We start from the raw sequence: 21,782 nt of genomic DNA on the forward strand, positions 1-21,782 counted from the left end.
CAAAATTTTTGGGATTCTTTAAACTACATGTTGTGGCAACGAACAAAGTGTTGCTCTGAGATCTGCGTGGTTTCAGGCATCTCTTTCGTACAGATTTCGCTTGCGTTCGGGCAGCGTGTAGCAAAAGGACAACCGACACTTGATGGCTTCCATAAAGGGATCTCCCCTTTCTTCACAGCAAGATCGCGTCGACCCGCGTTGCCCACTTCTGGTACCGCCGAGAGCAGTAGCTTAGAGTATGGATGCTGTGGGTTTTGCGTCACGCTATCACTTTCGCCCCACTCCACCATGTGACCGACATACATGACGGCTGTCTTCTCCGCAAAGTAGCGAGCAGTCGCAATATCGTGGGTGATGTACATAAATGAAATGCCGTGCTTATCTTTTAAGTCAGCCATTAGGTTCAAAATACCAAGGCGCACAGACACATCGAGCATTGAGATAGGCTCATCTGCTAGGATAACCTCAGGATCAACAGCAATGGCACGGGCAATAGCAACACGCTGTCTTTGACCACCACTGAGCTCATGTGGGTACTTCTCTGCCGTCTCTTTCACCGGCGTCAAACCCACCAGCTCAAGCAAATCATAGACTAGCTGCGGGATAGCTTTCTTATCTGCACGATTGTGAATCATCAAAGGACGCGCGATATGGTGATAGATGGTATGTACTGGGTTAAGTGAGCCAAACGGGTCTTGGAAAATCATTTGCACCTGACGTGCATATTCCAATTGACCATTCTGCTCAATATATTCGTTGATCGGCACACCTTTGAAATGGATATCGCCTGCCGTCTTGTCATAAATCTGAGTCAAGATACGTGCACCCGTGCTCTTACCGGAGCCCGACTCGCCTACGATAGCCAATGCTTCACCTTTACGAAGCTCAAACGATACGTCGTTTACTGCTCGCATTAGGTTCGATTTCACTGATTGGCCGAGAGGAAAATCTTTAACTAAGTTTTTTACCGATAGGATGACTTCGTTACTTTGCATCATTACTTCCTTAAACCAGATGACAAGAGACTTGACGACCATTCGCCAGAGCAGAGAGCGCAGGCTCTACCGATTTACACTTCTCAAAACACTCTCCACAGCGAGCTTGGAAGTTACACCCTGTCGGGATATCGAGTAGGTTCACTGGATTACCAGGAATGCCGTATAGACGCTCTTTTGGACCGTGAATTGTAGGGAATGACGCTACCAAGCCTTTGGTATATGGATGTTCTGGAGCACCAAACACCTGCTGAGCATCACCCAGTTCAATTAGGTTACCTGCGTACATCACACCAATTCGGTCAGCAATTTCACCCATCAAGCTCAAGTCATGGCTGATGAACAAAATTGAAAAGCCAAACTTGGTTTTAAGGTCATACAACTCATTAAGAATTTCACGTTCGACAACCACATCCAGTGCCGTGGTTGGTTCATCCATAATGATGAGTTTAGGCTCAAGGGCGAGTGCTACGGCAATAACCACACGCTGACGCATACCACCACTCAATTGGTGTGGGAAGCTACCCATGCGGTCACCGTGAATCCCAACAATAGATAGCAGCTCAACTGCCTTTTCATGGGCTTGCTTGTAAGGAATCTTCTTGTGAGCCAAGATCACATCCGTTAGCTGCTCGCCGATGGTGATTACAGGGTTAAGCGAGTTCATAGCACTTTGAAACACGACAGACACATCGTTCCAGCGGAACTGGCGCAATTTGCGGTCGTTCATTTTCAGCACGTCTTCGCCTTTATAAAGGATTTCACCTTCTGAAATCAGTGCAGGTGCTTTGTGCAAACGAGAGATAGCAAACGCGAGCGTACTTTTACCGCAACCAGACTCACCAGCAATACCAAGCGTCTCCCCTTCTTTGATAGTCAGGCTGACATTATTGACCGCGCGAGCAACGCCGTTTGGCGATACATAGTCGACACATAGATTATTGATTTCGAGTAATGCGCTCATCGTAGGCCTCTCTTCTTATCTGCTTCTTTTTTCAGTTTGTGCCACAGTTTGATGTGTGGACCTGTACGAAGTTTCGGGTTACTCACTTGGTCAATCGACATGTTGATCAGTGCCAATGCACCACCTGTGATTGCTAGCGCCATTGCTGGAACCATCATTTCCCACCAAGCACCTGTGTATAGTGACGATGATGTTTGTGCCCAGTACAGCATTGAACCCCAGCTCACTTCTGTCGCATCACCAAGACCAAGGATACCCAAGCCAGCCTCAGCGCCCATTGCGTAGATAACTGTGCCCAAGAAGCCACCAAACACGATAGAGATTAGGTTTGGTAAGATCTCAACAAGAATGATGCGGATCTTTGACTCACCCATTACCTCAGCAGAAATAATGAACTCCTTATTACGAATCGCCATTGTCTGAGAACGTATCACCCTCGCGCCCCACGGCCAGGAGGTGATACCGAGCAACACGGTAATAACGAGGGACCCCACCTGCCCTAAGAATGCTGCTAATACTATGAGTAACGGAAGCTGTGGAAACACCAGAAATACGTTAGTAAGAAAGTTCAAGCGTTCATCGATTTTGCCACCAAAATAGCCCGAAGAAACACCAACCAAAACCGCAATACTCATTGCAATAACACCAGCCGTGAGGGCTACGGTTAGCGACTTTCTCGCTCCATAAAGGACTTGGCTATATACATCACGACCACTACGTGTCGAGCCCAGTACATGCTCAGCGTTGGGCGCAACATGAGGGCGCGCTACGCGGCGTTCTGGATCATGAGTTGCCAATGCAGGTGCAAAGATGGCTCCAGCAAGAACAACGGTAAGTAGAAATCCTCCGATTATTGCTGGCGGGTTGCCATAGAAGAAGGCATATACCTTACCTAGTTTCGATTTGATGTTTTTCCATGAGAAAGCAGATTCTCGTACCGCGAGCTTCGACTCGTGGTCATATTTATGCGCGTCTATTAACTTTTCCATAATACGGCCTAGTTGGAAATTCGTGGGTCTAGCCAAACGTATAGAAGATCGGCGATAAAGTTAGCAGTCAGAACTGCGGTCACTAAGATAAGCAGAATGGCTTGGATTAACGGATAGTCACGAGCAACGATGCCTTTAAGCAGAATGTTACCCAAACCTTGGTAGTTAAAGACCACCTCAGTCATGATTGAGCCCGCAAATGAGAAACCAATCGCCATTGCGATAGCCGTCGCAACAGGCAAGATGGCGTTACGACCTGCATAGCGGTACATCACGCGGAAGCTACTCAGTCCTTTGGCTTCAGCCATGGTCACATAGTCTTCGCCTAATACGTTGATCATGGCGTTACGCATGTTGAATACCCAAGTCGCGATTCCGACCACCACCATAGAGCCAACCGGCAATACAGCATGTTTAGCGACGCTTGCAATGAACTCCCACGTCCAACCTGGTTCTAGTGAAGGGTCGTAGGTATACGCAAGTGGTAGTAACTCCATCTTCAAACCGAAGAAGTAGAACAAAAGCAGTGCGGTTACTATGTATGGGAAGTTACTGATAAATGCCAATACTGGCGGTACAACCTGACCAAAGAAGCCTTCGCGGCGATACGACGCGTAAGTACCAATGCTGACACCAATGATGAGTGCAACAATGAGAGAGCCTAGAGCTAGGAACATGGTCCAAGGAAGTGCCATTGCGATGACGTCAGACACGTTAATTGGGAACATGAGAACCGAAGGGCCAAGGTCGAGCGTGAAAACACTCTTGATGTAATGGATGTATTGAACAAATACGTTGCCATCAACAAAGCCGTACATTTCGCGAACAGCATCCATCTGAGCCGGATCCATACGTCCCTGCGCTGCTGCAAATAGTGCATCTACAGGGTCACCAGGCATAAGACGAGGCAACATAAAGTTAAACGAAATTGCGATAAGAAACGCAGTGAAATAAAAGCCAAAGCGGCGAGCTAAAAACGACATAGCAGTACCTTTTAAATGTGGGGCCTCATTCGAGACCCCAAGTGTTACGATTTACTTAAGGTGCAAGTTATTTAGGATAAGAACTCGCTTACCACCATCGTAAAATACTGGCTGAACGTAAGGGTTTTCTTCACTTGGCCAACCAACGATTTTATTCGTGTTGTATTGGAACCATGTTGCGTTAGAGAACAGCGGAATAAACGGTAGATTTTGTGCTGTAAACTCTTGAAGCTCAGAGATGATCTCTTGCTGCTTAACCGCATCACCCGTTTTGCCGAAGCTATCGATTAGCGCGTCGATTTCAGGGCTGTTTACGCCGTGACCTGCGTGCCAAATCTTACCAACGTAAGCTGATGAGAAGTATGCTTGGTACGCCAAGATTGGGTTAGTCGATACCATTGACCAGTTGATAGACATCTTGTAGTTGCTGTCTTTAAGGTTCTTGTCATATACCGCCCAGTCGACAGTCTTAACGTTCGCCTTCACACCAACTTCATCAAAGTACTCAGTCGCCATCTGAACCACTTGAATCCAGTCCGTCCAACCGTTTACTACCTCGATATCAAACACAAACTTGTCGCCGTTTGGCATATCACGGTAGCCGTCACCATCGAGGTCTTTCAGACCTGCAGCATCAAGTAGTTTCTTTGCTTCATCTGGGTTGTAAGTCGTCAGGCCGCGATATTTATCTGTCACGCCTTGGTCGATACTTGATTTATATAGTTCACCAATACCACCCGCGTTGTAGTTCACCGTTGGGTAACCGTAAGCGGCAATATCGACAATCATTTCGCGATCAAGCGACATAGAAAGCGCTTGGCGCACACGGATATCATCAAATGGCGCTTCCTTCGTATTTACATAAAGATGAATAGCATCATTCGCTGGATACCAGAAATGGTGGTTATCAGGGTTTTGCTTCACAAACGTGCTTTCGATATCAGCAATGAAGTTTGAGCCCCAATCAATCTCACCTTTGATCAATGCTGGTTGGATTTGAGAGTTATCGTTGTATGAACGGAACGTCATACAATCTAGGTAAGGACGATTCTCTAGATAGTAGTTTTCGTTGCGGCAAAGCTCCATTTGTTGCGGCTTAAGATACTTAACCGTCGTCATTGGACCGCTACCAATTGGATTTGGGTTGGTAAACGTGGTTAGGTCTTCTGCTTTGCTCCACACTTTCTTAGGAACAATGTGATAGTCCGCTAGGTTCCAAAGGAACGTCGAGTCAGCTTCAGCAAGATTAACCTTCAAAGTGCGTGCATCAACGACATCGATATTCTTAAGGTTACCGCCAGACCAAATACCTTTTAGGTCAAAAGCTGGCGCTTTTTGCGTCATTTCAAAACTAAACGCCACGTCTTCTGCTGTTAATGGGCTGCCGTCAGACCACTTAAGACCCTCTCTCAGCTTGATCGTGATGGTCTTAAGATCGTCTGAGTAGTCCGCTGACTCAGCCAAACGCCAGTGCGTTTCTCCAGTCATGTTGTTGAACACCATCAATGGTTCAAACATGGTGCCGTTATAAATATCTTTTACTGTGTATGGATTGAAGTTATCAACAAAGCCTGTGTTGATAATTGGCACAGTCAAGGTGCCCCCCTGTTTAATTTCTTCCGCTTGCGCAGTCACTGCACTACCAGTAAACAATGCACCACAAATCACTGAGGCGATGAATGTTTTCTTTTGCATCACTGTATCCTTTAGTTTTGTTTTCGGGTTTAGCGATTTCCATTTAAGTGGAACTAAAAAGTTCGGGGGTAACACCTCAAGAAAGCGCTTTCTCAGAATACTAAGTAGTCTCGACGCATTTAACAAAATACAGACCCAAAAAGCCTGCATTGATCACACTAAAATTAATTCTTTAATATCAATAACTTAAATTAAATACAACTGGTCAAAAGAAAAACAACAGAGAAATTAACTCTTATAATTCAGTGTATTAGCACCGCATTAATCTACTCATATTTCCATATTTAGAAGTGTGATCGCTTTAACGATGTAACACAGGTTAACAAGCCTAAAAGTCTCTTCAAGATAGAAACCTCCTTGCATAGATGAACAAATAGTCGCCTCATAATGATTCGTTATTGTTTTAATAACAGTAACTTATAATAGTTTTAGGAACTATTATTCCGTTATGTGATCTGCTCACTATCTCCACATTAGCATCCTGATTATCCTAAAAAGAAACCGCTTACTTTTGGTGATAGATGTGACAACAATAAAATCGGTACGTTTTTGGAACGGCAATAAATCTGCGTATCGTCAACAGTTTGAGTTTGATGTGCTGAGTTTATTGCTTACGGCAACCGCCGATAGCTACGGACATACAAACATTATTGATGACAGAACTGACCTGCCTTTGGCCGAACAAGAAGGCGCGGTGTTAGATAATGGCAGCGATGTACTTGTAACCGTAAAAGGCAATGCGAAGTTTGCCGGGAAACGATTTATCGAGCTTGCTCTTTCTGTTACCAAACAATTGCTTGGGCAAAGAATACTGTTCGCTCGTGACGACAAAATCGCTGATTTCACAACGACCGAAGCCATTAAGTCGATGTCTGTTGGCGTCCCTGAGACCTGGGTTGATGCCGAGCTATTTCGTCAAAATGGCTTTAATGTCGTTGAACGAGGTGACTTCGATAGCGTCTTTAGACGCCTAACTGATGGCGAGTTTGATTTTGTTTGCTTTGGTGCCAATGAAGCGCTCGAAGTGTTTGAAAGTCGGGTGGCTAATCAATACCCCATTAGCCTAGTGGGTGGCGTGATGATCGAATACCCCTTCCCTCTCGTTTTCTACATCAACGCGGACAATCCCGAGCTTGCTCAAAGGTTGCAGACAGGCTGTGAAATTGTCCTTGCTAGCGGTGAGTATGAAGCCCTCTACCAGCGCTATTTTTCTGAGATCGAGAACACGTTGCACTTAGCGCAACGCGAGCGACTTTTGCTCGAGAACCCTTTTATTTAACTCTCATACCAACGATAACAACCAACAAAAATAGGAATTGGAATTCATTTATGCCCCTGACTACCATCGAATCGGCAAGACAAGCTCTTGCCCCTGTCAGTCGCCAAGCTGCGACCGAAGGGATTGTTTTACTTAAGAACACCGACAACACTCTTCCACTACCGTCAATGAGTAGAGTCTCACTATTTGGTCGATGCCAAATCGATACTGTACGCAGCGGCACAGGCTCTGGTGGCGCAGTCAATGTTCCATACAGTGTCAATGCGCTCGAAGGGCTCTCCGCTCATCCATGTATCCAGGTAAACATGGACTTAGTATCCATCTATCAAACCTGGCTAGAGCAACACCCATTTGACGATGGTGGCGGTGGCTGGGCAGCTGAACCTTGGTATCAAGAGGAAATGCCACTTTCAAGCGAAGTCGTTTCACAAGCACGTAAACAAAGTGACTATGCCATCGTGTTTATCGGTCGCACAGCTGGTGAAGATCAAGACAATGCCGACGAATCTGGCAGCTATCGTCTCACCGAAACCGAATATGACATGCTGCACAAAGTGTGCGCGCAATTCGACAAGGTCATTGTTGTTCTAAACGTCACTAACATCATCGATATGTCTTGGGTTGACAGCATGGAGAACGCGGATTCAATTAAGGCGATTCTTTACAGCTGGGCAGCGGGAATGGAAGGAGGACACGCGCTTGCTGATGTATTATCAGGCGATGTGTCACCAAGCGGAAAATTAGCAGACACCATCGCTAAACAGCTAGTTGACTACCCTTCTCATGCTAACTTCGGTAATAGTGATCAAAACCTTTACTGCGAAGACATCTATCTGGGTTACCGCTACTTTTCTACCTTTAAGCCTGATGCTGTACGCTATGCCTTCGGTGAAGGCCTAAGTTACACAAGCTTCACTCGAAAATTTGTATCCTCTTCAATTGAGGGCTCAGGCAAGAACAGAGCCATTCATTTCCACGTAGAAGTGACCAATGTCGGTGATACGCACCGCGGAAAAGAGGTGGTACAAATCTACGTTGAAGCACCACAGGGTAAGCTTGGCAAACCTGCACGAGTTCTCGCGGGTTTTGGAAAATCAAAAACGCTGGCTCCCAATGAGTCAGAGCTGATGCGCATTATTGTACCAGTGTCTGCTCTTGCGTCTTATGACGACTCAGGGTGCACTGGTTATAAATCTTGCTACGTTTTGGAAGCTGGTCGCTATCACTTCCATGTGGGTGGCAGTGTTCGCGAAGCTACTCTCATTGATGCCTCGTTTGATGTCGACACGTTACAGGTGATCGAACAGTTATCTGAATCCGCCGCCCCTGTCACTCCTTTCCAGCGCATAAAGCCCGCAGCTACAAGTAATGCTCTGCCTTACGCCATCGAGCACGAATCCGTCCCGACTCGTTCGATTTGCATGGAAACGCGTATTTCAGAAAGGCTACCAGTCGATATCGAAATCACAGGTGACACGGGTATTAAACTCAAAGATGTCGCCTCAGGCTCTGCATCAATGAGTTCATTTGTAGCTCAGTTCACTCCAGCCATGTTGGCCACCATTGTCCGTGGTGAAGGCATGTGTAGCCCGAAAGTAACACCGGGGACTGCAGCAGCATTTGGCGGCGTTAGTGATGCACTTTTCGATTTAGGTATTCCAGTAGCCGCAGCAGCAGATGGGCCTTCTGGCATACGTATGGATAGCGGTCATAAAGCCACGCAAGTACCGATTGGCACTTTGCTGGGTTGTACGTGGAACACCGAACTTAATGAACACCTGTTCTACCTAGTTGGTGGTGAGCTACAAAGCTACAACATCGATACTCTACTTGGGCCTGGAATCAATATTCACCGCCACCCGCTTAATGGGCGCAACTTTGAGTACTTCTCTGAAGACCCATTACTGACTGGCTCTATAGCTGCAGCTCAAGTAGGCGGCTTAAAGAAAGCTGGTGTATCGGGCACAATTAAGCACTTTGCTTCAAACGATCAAGAAACATCGCGATTTGATGTCGACAGCGTCATGTCTGAGCGTGCTCTTCGCGAAGTGCACATCAAGCCTTTCGAGCTCGCGGTCAAACATGGTGGTGCTACGACTATCATGACATCTTATAACCCAATCAATGGTCACTGGGGGGCGTCAAATTACGATCTTAACACTTCCATTCTACGAGGAGAGTGGGGCTTTGACGGCATCGTAATGTCTGACTGGTGGGCAAAAATGAACCACCCTGTGCACGGTGGTGACGAAGCGAAGACATATACCTCTTACATGGTTCGCGCTCAAAACGATTTGTATATGGTTGTCGATAACGATGGCGCTGAGCGCAATGCCATGAAAGATGACACGCTAGCTGCACTAGAATCCGGTACGCTCACGCTTGGAGAGCTGCAGCGCAGTGCTATGAATATCTGCCGATTCTTAATCAACACACCGGCTATGCAGCGCCCTATCGAGAGGTATAACCCGGTTAAACCATTTACCGCAAAGCAACAGGCACCAGAAGAGCCATCGCATACCATAGAACAACCTGTGAAGCTTGCGACGTCAAGCGATACCTCTGTAGTGATCAATGTAGAAAAAGCCGCCAAGTATCTAGTGAGCATCCAAGTGAGCTACGATCGCAACGAGCTCGCACAGTCATCTTGCAGCTTAAGTTTCAATGGTGAGTACAGTATGTCGCTGTCCACCAACGGAACGGATGGAGCAATCACAGATATTGATGGCTTGATCGTCGATCTAGAAACGGGTTGGTATGACGTTGGCGTTGCTTTTGTAAAACCAGGACTCACTCTACACCACATTGCGTTTAGTGAAATCAAATAGTCACAATTTGCACTCAATCAAAAAGGGCTAATCCATGGATTAGCCCTTTTTACATCTGTAGATACTATCGCCATCAACTAGACTGTTGCCTGACGATGATTGATCACCCACAGTCGGATATGGTCATACGTTAAGTTAAACAAGAATGCGTAGACGGTAACAAAAATGGTCACGCCAATATCCATCAAAAACGCCTGCCATAAATTTACACCTAACATATACGCCATGACGGGAACTGTGGCTATCAATAGTCCCGCTTCAAACAGTAGCACGTGAACAACGCGAACCATCACGGTTCGTTCTACACGCTCACCCTTAACGAAGTAGTCGAAGATAAGATTGAAGATATAATTCCAACACATCGCCATTGTCGCGATAACAATCATGGTCCCTGATAGTCGAGTGACATCATGATCAGTAAAAATGGCCAAACCCGCAATAGATAAGCTCACCGCTAACACTTCAAACAATACTGAATGAAAGACTCTTTCAAGTACTCCCATTTTCAACTCCTCATTTTCTGTTCTTTGTTTAATATTGAATTGACAGTGATTATGCCTAGCTAAAATTAGATAGAAAGTTAACAGCTATCACATATCGTGATACCTTTGAAATAAATCTGTGATTTGGAATCGCTATGTACAGTTTCGAACAGCTTAAAGTCTTTGTTGCCGTGTGCGAATACGGCTCTTTCTCAGCCGCAGCACGCAAACTAGGTCGAGCACAATCGGGCGTTAGCCAGGCCGTATCAAACTTAGAAATCGCGATTGACCAAACCCTATTCAGTCGAGAGAAAAATACGCCTGAACTGACTGACAGCGGCAGAGCGTTATTGCCGATAGCCCGCTCAATACTTCACCAGCAACAGTATTTTGATCAGAAAGTGGATTCCTTGGCGAACGATTATGAGCATGAGCTGGTGATTGCCGTCGACGAAAGCTTGATGAGCAAAACTCTGCTCTCCATTCTTGCTCCTCTCGCAAACCAATATCCTGTTACCAACTTCGAAATCATCACTGCCTCTACGTTTGATGTCGAACAATTGGTTCGAGACGAAGTTGCGCAGATAGGCATCGTCTATGCCGACGGTGAGTTGCGAGTGGATATGGATTTCTTCGTGCTCGGACAAGCGAGATTTCTGACGGTTGTCGCTCCTGATCACGCCCTAGTAACACTGCCCATAGTTAAAGATTCTGACCTCAAAGCGTATCGCCAATGCGTACATCGTAGTTCGAACAAAGAAGAGCTTTGGTTTACTTACGGCATCAGCACCAATGTTTGGTATGCGAACACTCATCAAAACCTTGTAGACATGGTATTGCAGGGAATCGGCTGGTCAAACCTACCTGAGATGTTGGTTAAACAGCCCATACAAGACGGGAAGCTCATCGCCCTACCCGTTGCGCATGAGAAAAGTGGCTGGGTGACGACGGTCGGTTGTTTAGTCTCCCGTCGACATGCCAACGGTCCAGTGCTTTCAGAGCTTATTGGGTTATTGCAAAAACACCAATTTGTTAACGACCACTGGAAGTAGCTGCAGGTGAACATCAAAGCTTGAAACTTGACAATAAAGTCCGAAGCTTTTCGATGCTTTTTGTCGTGATTTGACCTACTTCTCCTAATTAGCATAGTGTCTATGAAAGTGGGGTCTTACCCACTTAGCCAACTAGTTCGAATAGGCCGTCTCATTTCCATTTTTTATCCTACCGAAGAAACGTGTTCTCTGTTAGAGTCACCGTCAACTACGCTATTGAATAAAGACACCCACAGATCGCATGTGATTGATGGATTTTTATTCACCCTTAGAACTCATTTTAGGAATCCCTAGTGACTAACAACGAAATTTTACGTCGTATCCAACACGCGTTAAACCTTAAAAACGCACAGATAATGAAAGCTTTCGGGCAGGCCGAAGTCACTGTGGCTCACGATAAAGTGGCAAACTGGTTAAAAGATGAAAGCGACAAATCTTACGTTAAGATGAAAGATCAAGAGTTAGCGGTATTCTTAAATGGCTTTATCAACCTCAAGCGAGGAAAAAAAGACGGCGAGCAACCTAAGCCAGAAGTCTCGTTGACCAACAACATGATTTTCATGAAGCTGCGCATTGCGCTAGACATGAAAGCAGAAGACGTGTTGGACGTACTAGAAGTGGTTGGTATTAGTTTAAGTAAATACGAAATTGGTGCATATTTCCGCAAGCCAAACAACAAAAACTATAAACAGTGTGAAGACCAACTGCTGTGCGACTTCTTAAATGGTGTGCAGTTTACCAATCGTCCCGATTCTGAAGAGTTTACTGGGTAGTTTTTATCTCGAATCGAACCTGATAATTGACTAAAAAAGCGAGAGCCATTTTATTTGGCTACTCGCTTTTATCATGTTAAAGACCGATATTAGAGCTTCACAATCACGTCTACTTTTTGTCTTTGCAACGATAATTCGTTTTGGCTCGTTATGAAATTTGGGCATAGACCTTATCATCTATGCGGTTCCTAAAAGGTGTAGGTCTTGGTTGATTTCGTTCATTCGTCATCCTTTTTATGTTTACCGAAGATGAATGGGACTCCTAGAAGGAACGTTATAACCAGATAACCTAAGTACTCCATAATCACCTCGTTATTTTCTGTTGGAACGCAGGTAAGAACGCCTCTTTACCGACTTGAGAGAGAGCCCAACGCCATACCTTTGAGGTTACCTTTTCGCGTTTTCCGTCATGCCGCACACAGGTTCTTACCATTTGCAGAGTTAAGTAAGGGAAGAGTCTGCATATCTTTGAATCTATACGTATTATATGTGCAACACCGTTTTCCTCGGTTTTAGATATGGATGACTCAGTAGTCGAGTACCACCAATTACCAGGAAACCAGTCTTGGTTGCATTGGTCTAGGTCATGATTCGGTAGGCCATAGCTCTCAATAACAGTCCGCAGTGTTGAATCGATGGTTGTATGCATAGGCAAGCCTCTTTACGTTTGACTAAATCGATATGGTGCTTGCAGATGATAGACATGATCTATCCCCCCAATGAATGGAGTGAACTTTGGTTCACTGATAAATCGTATTAATGAGAAGGCGGATTAGTTAGATTGAGTTGTACATGGTGATTGATACTGGGGAATATCTTCTAAAGCAAAAAAGCTCTATGTCTTTTGGGAATGTATAGACCTGATTGATACCTAAAGAGAGGGGCACAAAATACTGTATTCAGGGGACGTTCAATATATGGTATTTCCATTTCTGAAACATTCAATATCAGATTACATTTTCAAATTTTTGTGACCTGCCGCCTTGGAATTAAAATGAGAGTATTGGTTTTTGCTTTTGGCATTTAATTTTAAAAATCGTTTGGTTAGCCTTTGCCTCATTTGCAACGGAATAATTAAACAAAATGCACAATATAGACGAGTCGATAGAGCAGTTGATCAATGACCAATATCCAAATATCAAGGGACTGATAGCCACTCGATATGGCGAGGTGGCAATCGAATATTTTGCCTCTGACTTTTCCAACCAAACCCCGATACACATTTCCTCTGTAACCAAAAGTATTGTCTCGATGCTGTTTGGTGTGGCGCTTGAGCAGGGGTATATCAAAAGCGTTGAGCAAAGAGTCTTAGATTTTTTCCCCGACTACTCATTGAAACGTAGTGAGAAAACATTGCCACACCTTCGGCTCAAAGACTTACTAAGCATGACCGCTCCTTATAAATTTAGGAGTGAGCCATATACACGTGTCTACTCGAGCTGCCCCTTTATGAGCTTCGGTTCACTTCATTACTTCAAATAATTTTCGAGTCTTTAGATACAAAAAGTAATTCATGGCAAAATGTGCCTCCTTGGCACATTACTCGAAACTGGAAGAAGGATAGATGCAGGCAGAGAGATACATTGAGAATAGCTCGCGCGATGTACACGAGCTATTTGAATGTTTGGTATTGAGCAAAATTACTTACACTCACCCCAAGTGATTTTCTCACCAGCGCGTGCTTGTTGGAACATGTCTGAACACATAGTTTTAGTGAAGGCCAGTGTATCAGCGAAGTTGATGTCTAGCTGTGAACCATTGCCTTCGTTGTAGTATGTTGTGTCACCTGTCTCTAGACTGTAGACGAACGTTTCCCAAGTCGCATAAGAATAGTCGTTAGTTGGGTCAACTAGGTCTTGAGGAATCTTGTTACCAAAGTCGAAGATACCCTTCATTTTACCGCGAGTATCAACCCAGTCCGCTTTAGGATCTAGCTTAGCATTCGCTGTTACATGGTAACCACGCAGGTAGCGAGAAGGAGAACTGATGTCGCTAGGTAGCTCTTCTGCTTTGTCTAGGTCAAAGTTTTCTGCGTGAGCTAGGATATCTTGACGTAGAGGCATGTTCGCCATTACACGTAAGTCACTGTTGATGTCACCACGGTGAACACGCATTTCGCCGCCTTCGTTTAATTGGAATAGCGCGATGTCGCCAGACTTATCTTGAACAGAGAAGTGGAAACCGTGCTGGTGGCCGCCGATACCGGTTTTCCAAGCTGTTTGGAACTCACCTGCTTCGAACGCTTTAACTGCTTCTTCAACCGTTGCGAACTGAGTAGCAAGGTAATTAACGATTTGAGACATGTGTACTGCTGGAGTACCGTTGTCTGCTGCATCTTTGATGAACTCAACTGATGGGTTTTGGTAAAGGATAGAAGCAGATAAACCTTTGTCGTTGATTGCTTCGCCAGACGTGCCGTGGAATGTTTCTACTTCAACGTAATCAACTGTGTGGTGTTTAACAGTCCAAGAAGCCGCATTTTTGTACTCTGGTACATCGTAAGCTTCAACAGCAACACCTGCTGGGTATGCTTTTGCGATAGATTGCAGTTCAGAGCCACCCCAGTCAAACGAACGAGCTACAGTAACACCGTGAGTTTCACCACCGTCCATGATTAGACGAGAACATGCGTTTGCAGTTGTTGCTACAGTCGCTAGTGATGCTGCCGCTATAGCTGCTATTGCTAGTTTGTTAAGTTTGAAGTTTTTCATGTGATTCTTCCTACTATTGATTACTCAGTTGAGTTTTAATTCGGGGCAGTCGGTAAAAGTGTTTTCTTTTTCGTCTTGCCGTTGATGTGTGCATTATGTCGGAGTTTAACTAAAACCTTAACGACCCCAAGGGCGGCATAACACCTACCTTATGTTATATTGATTTCAAGGCATCTCTAATCAAAGGTAAAAGGTATGGCTGTTACGTTGGAGCAACTGAACGCATTTGTAGAAACAGTAGACAGCGGTAGTTTCAAACAAGCGAGTGTTAGATTGGGTAAACACAAATCCACAGTGAGTGGGCTTATTGCTAATTTAGAGGCTGAACTGGGAATGGAGCTGTTCACTCGTAAACCGCGCTCTCTAGAGATAACGAGTGAAGGTACAGAAATCTATCGTTATGCTCAGTCGGTTATCAGAGAGTGTGATCTACTTGATGTGAAAGCGAACAGTTTATTGTCGGGCTTACCATCCAGCTTCACTGTTGCTGTTGACAGTGATTTGATGGGAGCAGATATTGCTAATATCTGGGCGAAGCTGATCATAGAGTTTCCGTCAATTGAACTCAAGATCCTTGCTGTTGATCCCATGCAAGTGCGAAGTCATGTTCTGAGTGAACAGGCAGACATCGGCTTTGGTATAGCGTTATTTAGTGGACATCATGAATTGACTTTGGCCGATGGTTACTCATTCAATGTGGTGTTTGCTGCATCACCACAGTTAGATTGTCGAGAAAAGTTGGTTTCATTAGAAGAAGTAAGGGGAATGCTACAGGTATCGGCATTATTCATGAAACAGATAGCACGTGAAGAGACCCACAATCTTAGTTCACGAACGATCTACAGTAATAACTTACGTAATACCAGTGAACTGCTAAAACATACCAAGGCATGGGCGATGCTGCCCGAGTTTATTTGCCAAAAAGATATTGCAACTGGTGAACTTAATGAAATGTATATTTCACCCACGGCATCCGAGCGAGCAAATCAGTGGTCCACTGAAATTAGCTGGCTCACGGCGAAACCTCGAAATGCGGTGATGAACTATGTGATTGACGAGTTAGCAAAGCTACCTAATAGGTAATCCCTTTGATCATCACGGTAAGCTAATTCAAGTGAGCAGCACCATTGGGAATCTACAGTCCACTAGTTGAAGTTCTAATACAAAAAGTTATCCATAATTTTCCAATTTAAGTAGTTACGCTAACAAGGTTTTGTCCAAAAGTGAGTTTCAAACTTTGTTGTCCAACGGCAGTACCAAGTGACAACCTATTCACGTTGCCAGCGTATGTTCGCGATCACCACATCAAGCGTCCCTGTGGTCTCGATGCCAAAAGGGGTTTGAATTTGTTTTAACGCTGCCGAATTCGAAACAACCGAAGTCACTGGAATCACCACGGTTTTAAACTCGTCATTGGTGTGAAGCTGTTCGGTTATGTCTAACTTGGTGAACTTGCTACAAACCACATTACTTTGACTCTCAATGAAGAAATAGACTAGCTCGCTACATGGTGAAATGACTTTTACATCAAACGCGATACTGCCAGACTCATAGAACTGAGCAAAGTCTTCAGGCTCTTGATCACCAGTTGCCATTGTTAGCGTTGCATCTCCACCCAGAAAGTTCACGTGAACGGCATCTTGCTGCTGTTGGTAGTTATAGGGTTTTGTAGCAATTGCACTAAGTTGAAGGGCGTTATTACGTGAAACGTTTTCCCCCTCAGAATGATCGCCACCTTCTACTTTCATTTGATAGTCACCAATAGACGCCCTCACACCGTACAAGTGCTCGGTATTCACGTCTGCAGATCCCGCAAGCTCATTAGTTCTATCGAGAGGAATATTGGTGAGATCCCGTGTTTGCAGTTTATCCGAGTAATTAAGCCCGTAACCGTATTCAAACAGAGGTCGATGCTCACCGTTCGAACACTGTTCAAACTCTGGAACATCATAGTCTGGGATATGTAATGGTTGGCGACTGACCATCGCGCCTAATTTGGTATTGGGCCAGCTGTAAGATAGCGTCCCTTGAAAATCGAATCTTGAGTTACCCGCGTCATCGGCAATCAGCACATCAGTAATCCCCGCACCTTCACTGCCTGGTAGCCAAGCAGCAACGAAAGCGTCTGATTTTGCTATCTCCTCATTGAGATAAAGAGGACGACCGCTGAATAAAATCGTAATCACGCGCACTCCGTGTTGGTGAAGCAGACGGATCTTCTCGGCATCTTTACGATAACTGCGTTTTAGCTTGGCAAACTCCAACGTCTGCCATGGTTTGATATCTCCCATCATCTCAGCGTATGGGTCTTCACCAATGACAACGATAGCGACATCTTGTTTTGAAAGTGGTACATCTAGCGACGGGCTATAAGTGACATTGTCACGGCCAAGCTCTTCGATCAATGCCATTTTAACCGTCGTCGCACCGGGGAAGTCAGCTAAGCTGTTCTCATCGCCCTGCCATGTTAGGTTCCAACCTCCGGATTGCTTTTGAATATCATCCGCTCCGCTTCCTGTAAGAATAACGCGTTGATCGGGGTGCAGCGGCAAGATTTGCCCTTCATTTTTTAACAATACCAAAGATTTACGAACGGCCTCACGCGCGACAGATCTATGCTCTGGAGCACCTAGTACGTTTTGCTTACCCGCGAGCGCGCGCTTTGATGGACAAGGCTTATCCCAAAGTCCCGCACGCATTTTCACTCTGAGAATACGCGTCACCGCATCATCAACACGACTCATGGGTATGACGCCAGATTTAATATCCGCTAATGCCTTTTCGTACACCGCTATCCAGTGTTCATAGACAGGTACCATCATTACGTCGTTACCTGCATTGATAGCGTATGTCGCGTCGCCATCAGAACACTTACTGACTTCAGCATGACCATGCCAATCCGTGACGACAAAGCCATCGAATCCCATTTTTCTTTTGAGTACGTCGTCAATGAGATAGCGACTGCCATGGATTTTGTGATTATAGACTTCACCGTCTTGTGGAGAGTGATCGTAGTTAGCAAGATTGACCCAAGAATTGAAAGAAGACATCACCACTTGAGCACCAGCTTCTAATCCACTGAAATAGCCCATTGCATGAATATTGCGAAGCGAAGATTCATCATAATGATTTCTACCCCTATCCTCCCCCTCAAACGTTCCGCCATCTCCGACCCAATGCTTCACGTTAGAGATAACGCGTTGGTCGCCTTTTAGCTCTTCTGTCGTCCCCTGAAGACCTTTGACCATTCTTGACGCATACAGATAGGTAATTTCAGGGTCCTCTGAGTAACCTTCATAGACTCTGCCCCATCTTAGATTTCTGGGGACGGCAACCGTAGGAGCAAATGTCCAATCCAACCCCGTTACCGCGACCTCTCTGGCTGTAATGACGCCTATTTTCTCAATCAGTTCAGGATCCCGAGCGGCTCCCAAGCCAATATTGTGCGGAAAAACGGTCGCTGAGAAGACATTGTTGTGTCCATGGACGGCATCCGTCGCCCACATAAAAGGAATTCTGAATGGACGGTCGCGATACGCTTCCTCTACCGCGTGCCAAAGATCATCGGCAAGCGACACCCACTCACTCGCACTTGCCCGCTTGTTCTCATTCGGCCACGCGCCTCCTCCGTTCAATATGGAGCCGAGTTTATACTGCTTTGCCAATTCGAGCGTGACTCCTCGAAGATCAGGCTGAATCATTTGGCCTAGCTTCTCTTCGATTGTCATCAGAGAAACCAGTCTAGCCACCTCAGTCTCAATCAAGGGGTCTTGCTTAATCGCAGAATCAATGCGCGGCCAATCTTCGAAGTGTGGCAGTGAGTGGTGCATATCTATTTCCTATTTACATTAGGTATACTCTATACTTTACAGTACTTTAGATAACTAGCGTCCTAAGTTATGTGCGGATGCTTTTCCTATTGTCATTTCTCCTTTGACATCCATCACAGATAGCGAATCTTAAAGGGCAAAACATGCAGACTCCCTCCGAGACAAAACAACAACGCAAAAACTTGGGGATCTTGATTGAGCTACTCGCCTTTATTCGACCCTATCGTATGAAGGTGTTTGCGGCGCTCATCGCTTTAATCGTTACCGCAGGGCTGACGCTCTCTGTCGGTCATGGTGTTCGAATCCTAATAGACCAAGGATTCACGCAGCAATCTCTGTCCGACCTTGAAAACGCTATCCAGTTTATTCTGGTCATCACATTATGCATTTCGATTGGCACCTTTTTTCGCTTCTACTTAGTCTCATCGGTTGGCGAACGCGTGAGTGCCGACATTCGTCAAGCCGTGTTTGACCACATTATTACGCTGCACCCAAGCTACTTTGAAACCAATGGCAGCGGCGACATCATGTCTCGCATCACCACAGACACGACGCTACTGCAAAGCATCATCGGCTCGTCTTTTTCCATGGCGATGCGTAGCGCGTTGATGTGCGTAGGTGCCATCGTCATGCTATTTGCGACCAATATCAAACTAACGCTCATTGTTCTTGCCTCCGTGCCATTTATTTTAGTTCCTATTTTGTTTTATGGCAGACGAGTTCGAGCTCTTTCAAGACAAAGCCAAGACTCAATGGCAGATGTGGGAAGCTATGCGGGAGAAGCCATTGAGCATATTAAGACGGTACAAAGCTACAGCTTTGAAGCGCAAGAGCGCGCTTCGTTCGCCACTGAAGTAGAACGCGCTTATGAGATAGGTCGACGACGAGTAAAACAGCGCGCAATTCTCATCTCTGGTGTCATCGTGATCGTCTTTAGCGCAATCGCAGGCATGTTGTGGGTAGGCGGCAGTGACGTGATCAATGGCGTTATGTCAGCAGGCGATTTGGGGGCATTTGTGTTTTACGCTATTATGGTTGCATCCTCTCTCGCTACTATTTCTGAAGTATTGGGAGAGCTACAACGAGCTGCTGGCGCAACCGAGCGATTAATTGAGATCCTGCAGGTGGAAAGCCACATCACGGCACCATCGGAGGAGGTGCTCTCCCCTGATTCATTACGCCCAGAAATTGCCTTCAATCAGGTGGTCTTCCACTACCCTTCTAGACCAACACAAGCGGCGGTCGAATCTCTTGATCTAGTTGCTGAAGAAGGGAAAGTGCTCGCGCTTGTGGGACCATCTGGAGCAGGTAAAACAACCTTATTCGAACTGATGCAACGATTCTACGACCCAGAAAGCGGACAAGTCACGCTTGGCGGTGTTGATATTAAACGTTTCGATCCACTTGAGCTTCGCAAACAGATGGCCTTGGTTCCGCAGCAGCCTGCACTGTTTAGTAATGATGTGTTCCATAACATTCGATATGGCAACCCAACCGCCACTGACGAAGAGGTGATTGAAGCCGCAAAAAAGGCGCATGCGCACGACTTTATTATGAATTTGCCTGATGATTACGGCAGCTTTTTGGGAGAGCGAGGAGTACGACTCTCGGGCGGACAACGTCAACGTATTGCCATTGCTAGAGCCATACTCAAAGATCCAAAGATCTTATTATTGGATGAAGCCACCAGCGCCCTAGATAGCGAAAGCGAACATCACGTTCAACAGGCACTGGACGAGCTAATGCAAGGTCGCACAACCATCATCATCGCGCACCGCTTATCCACCATTCAGCATGCCGACCAAATTGCGGTACTTGATCATGGTCGCCTGATCGATAAAGGAAATCACCGAGAACTTCTACAGACGTGCGAGCTATATCGAAGGCTCGTCGACCTGCAGTTTAAACACTTGACGAGCTAACTCTACCCTCGAACCATGCTTGATGTGACAACCCATAGATAGCATGGTCAACGACTCGACCATTTAAGTTTTCGGCACATGTAATAATACCTTCAAGAGTAAAACCAAGTCTCTCGCACACCGCTCGGCTCGGCTCATTCTCACTTGCCGCCGAGATCTGAACCTTCTCCATTTTTAGCTCTAAGAACGCTATGTCGATGAGTTTTGAGACAGCTCGCGTGACGATGCCGCGCCCCTGCACAGACTGGCTCAGCCAATAGCCTATCTCGACTCTTTTCAATGACGAATCTATGGTGTTAAAACTGATGTTTCCAACGACCTCATCTTGATAAATCATCGCGCAGGTCATGGATTTTCCATCGGCATAGTCATGTAAAGACTGCCTTATAAAGCTTAGGAAAAACGCTTCATCTTCTGCGTGTGGCGGCCAGGCTAGCCATTGTGAAAGATAATCACGTTCATGGGTAACAATCTCATGATACCGAGCGGCAAAACTCGGCTGTACCAACGCCAGCGATAAGTCCCTGTCTACTTTTAGTGTGAACATGCGACTTCCCTAATAAATACATATACTTCGACACACTATATCAATCAACTCGTCCGCTAAACAATTTCTATTCTATCTATCTTCCTAACGCTGGTAACAAAATAGGTAATTCATTGTTTTAGCGCAGAGCTTGTATCAAATATCGGTCGGTACACCGTTCATATATCGGGTTCGAACCTCAATTCTTTGTGTGCTAGTAAAACACAAAATCAAACTCATACATATAAAGAAAGCTCACCTTGATCCACAACAAAAATCAAGGCGAGACAGGTATTTTAAAGAAGAGTTATTGTTCCATCCTCTTCGATTTCGATTAAGTCACCATCTTTTAGTTCTGATCGCAAAATATCGAAAGGAAATTCAATGAGAGGAATGGAAGGGCCATACCACTCTCGAGAAATAAAAATTCCGATCGCCACCAATGGGTCAGGATTTTGAACAATCACCGCTAAAGGACCGTTCTGATTTCGCACTAAATCGATGTAAGGAAGGGGCGCGTGAGTAGAGCCAACCTCCGCTGGAAAGATTAGAATCTTGCCTGCTAAGTCGATACCATTCCAAGGGTGTTGCCAGTCGTAACATACTGCTTGGTGACCTTCTTGGAAGTTCTCTTCTTTCGTCCAAGCAGCCACACCGTTAAAACCTTTGTCGGAGATAAGAACAGGGCCAGTTACCGAGCCAGAAACTAGAACACCGCCTTTACCAATCATTTTAGACATTTCATTATCTCCT

General features: G+C 45.5%; 17 protein-coding genes. 7 read left to right on the forward strand and 10 right to left on the reverse strand.

Going from position 1 to position 21,782, the window contains the following annotated elements; genetic code table 11:
* Window positions 1-23: 23 nt before the first annotated feature.
* From J4N45_RS24735 to J4N45_RS24755, 5 genes are read right to left on the reverse strand one after another with little or no spacing between them, the layout of a single operon-like run.
* Window positions 24-998: an ABC transporter ATP-binding protein gene (locus tag J4N45_RS24735; protein WP_234496464.1), complete on the reverse strand. Its 975-nt coding sequence runs from the start codon at window positions 996-998 to the stop codon at window positions 24-26.
* A 7-nt stretch (window positions 999-1,005) separates the two neighbouring features.
* Entirely contained in the window at window positions 1,006-1,959 is a 954-nt protein-coding gene (locus tag J4N45_RS24740) for an ABC transporter ATP-binding protein (RefSeq protein WP_042470081.1), read from the reverse strand.
* A complete protein-coding gene (locus J4N45_RS24745) occupies window positions 1,956-2,948 on the reverse strand; it encodes an ABC transporter permease (RefSeq protein WP_042470079.1) in 993 nt (330 codons plus the stop codon). Before J4N45_RS24745 ends, J4N45_RS24740 begins: the two co-directional genes overlap by 4 nt.
* Window positions 2,949-2,956: 8 nt before the next feature.
* A complete protein-coding gene (locus tag J4N45_RS24750; protein WP_042470078.1) occupies window positions 2,957-3,931 on the reverse strand; it encodes an ABC transporter permease in 975 nt (324 codons plus the stop codon).
* A 51-nt stretch (window positions 3,932-3,982) separates the two neighbouring features.
* Window positions 3,983-5,626 carry an ABC transporter substrate-binding protein gene (locus J4N45_RS24755; RefSeq protein WP_252015178.1) on the reverse strand — a complete coding sequence of 548 codons (1,644 nt, stop codon included), beginning with the start codon at window positions 5,624-5,626 and terminating at the stop codon, window positions 3,983-3,985.
* A 523-nt stretch (window positions 5,627-6,149) separates the two neighbouring features.
* Between J4N45_RS24755 and J4N45_RS24760 the strand changes: the two genes are divergently transcribed.
* Together J4N45_RS24760 and J4N45_RS24765 are read left to right on the forward strand one after the other, a co-directional pair.
* The gene (locus tag J4N45_RS24760; protein ID WP_252015180.1) at window positions 6,150-6,905 is read left to right on the forward strand and encodes a transporter substrate-binding domain-containing protein; all 756 of its coding nucleotides are present in this window, start codon (window positions 6,150-6,152) and stop codon (window positions 6,903-6,905) included.
* A gap of 50 nt (window positions 6,906-6,955) precedes the next feature.
* Window positions 6,956-9,733: a glycoside hydrolase family 3 protein gene (locus J4N45_RS24765; protein WP_252015183.1), complete on the forward strand. Its 2,778-nt coding sequence runs from the start codon at window positions 6,956-6,958 to the stop codon at window positions 9,731-9,733.
* Window positions 9,734-9,810: 77 nt separating this feature from the next.
* Here J4N45_RS24765 and J4N45_RS24770 read toward each other — a convergent pair whose 3' ends face one another.
* On the reverse strand, window positions 9,811-10,236 hold the full coding sequence (locus J4N45_RS24770; protein WP_252015185.1) for a PACE efflux transporter: 426 nt from the start codon (window positions 10,234-10,236) through the stop codon (window positions 9,811-9,813).
* Between the two features lie 134 nt (window positions 10,237-10,370).
* On the opposite strand from J4N45_RS24770, the gene J4N45_RS24775 reads away from it, so the two are divergent.
* From J4N45_RS24775 to J4N45_RS24785, 3 genes are all read left to right on the forward strand, one after another.
* Window positions 10,371-11,267, forward strand: a complete 897-nt coding sequence (locus tag J4N45_RS24775) for a LysR family transcriptional regulator (RefSeq protein WP_252015187.1) — start codon at window positions 10,371-10,373, stop codon at window positions 11,265-11,267.
* A 293-nt stretch (window positions 11,268-11,560) separates the two neighbouring features.
* Window positions 11,561-12,040, forward strand: a complete 480-nt coding sequence (locus tag J4N45_RS24780; RefSeq protein WP_128650333.1) for a YehS family protein — start codon at window positions 11,561-11,563, stop codon at window positions 12,038-12,040.
* A gap of 1,083 nt (window positions 12,041-13,123) precedes the next feature.
* Window positions 13,124-13,522 (forward strand): hypothetical protein, encoded by a 399-nt coding sequence (locus J4N45_RS24785; RefSeq protein ID WP_252015189.1) that lies wholly within the window; start codon window positions 13,124-13,126, stop codon window positions 13,520-13,522.
* A gap of 158 nt (window positions 13,523-13,680) precedes the next feature.
* Here the strand turns inward: J4N45_RS24785 and J4N45_RS24790 are convergent, their stop codons facing one another.
* Window positions 13,681-14,751: a linear amide C-N hydrolase gene (locus tag J4N45_RS24790; RefSeq protein ID WP_252015191.1), complete on the reverse strand. Its 1,071-nt coding sequence runs from the start codon at window positions 14,749-14,751 to the stop codon at window positions 13,681-13,683.
* 195 nt (window positions 14,752-14,946) lie between these two features.
* Here J4N45_RS24790 and J4N45_RS24795 point away from each other — a divergent pair, with 195 nt between their 5' ends.
* A complete protein-coding gene (locus J4N45_RS24795; RefSeq protein ID WP_252015193.1) occupies window positions 14,947-15,834 on the forward strand; it encodes a LysR family transcriptional regulator in 888 nt (295 codons plus the stop codon).
* A 185-nt stretch (window positions 15,835-16,019) separates the two neighbouring features.
* Here the strand turns inward: J4N45_RS24795 and J4N45_RS24800 are convergent, their stop codons facing one another.
* Entirely contained in the window at window positions 16,020-18,581 is a 2,562-nt protein-coding gene (locus tag J4N45_RS24800) for a glycoside hydrolase family 3 protein (protein WP_252015195.1), read from the reverse strand.
* A gap of 143 nt (window positions 18,582-18,724) precedes the next feature.
* Here J4N45_RS24800 and J4N45_RS24805 point away from each other — a divergent pair, with 143 nt between their 5' ends.
* Window positions 18,725-20,503 carry an ABC transporter ATP-binding protein/permease gene (locus tag J4N45_RS24805; RefSeq protein ID WP_252015196.1) on the forward strand — a complete coding sequence of 593 codons (1,779 nt, stop codon included), beginning with the start codon at window positions 18,725-18,727 and terminating at the stop codon, window positions 20,501-20,503.
* Here the strand turns inward: J4N45_RS24805 and J4N45_RS24810 are convergent.
* Window positions 20,484-21,050: a GNAT family N-acetyltransferase gene (locus J4N45_RS24810; protein ID WP_252015198.1), complete on the reverse strand. Its 567-nt coding sequence runs from the start codon at window positions 21,048-21,050 to the stop codon at window positions 20,484-20,486. The two genes, J4N45_RS24805 and J4N45_RS24810, sit on opposite strands and share 20 nt — an antisense overlap.
* A 275-nt stretch (window positions 21,051-21,325) precedes the next feature.
* On the reverse strand, window positions 21,326-21,769 hold the full coding sequence (locus J4N45_RS24815) for an aconitase X swivel domain-containing protein (RefSeq protein WP_252015201.1): 444 nt from the start codon (window positions 21,767-21,769) through the stop codon (window positions 21,326-21,328).
* Between the last annotated feature and the right edge of the window lie 13 nt (window positions 21,770-21,782).

The sequence above is a fragment of the Vibrio sp. SCSIO 43140 genome (assembly GCF_023716585.1).
Lineage (GTDB): Bacteria > Pseudomonadota > Gammaproteobacteria > Enterobacterales > Vibrionaceae > Vibrio > Vibrio maritimus_B.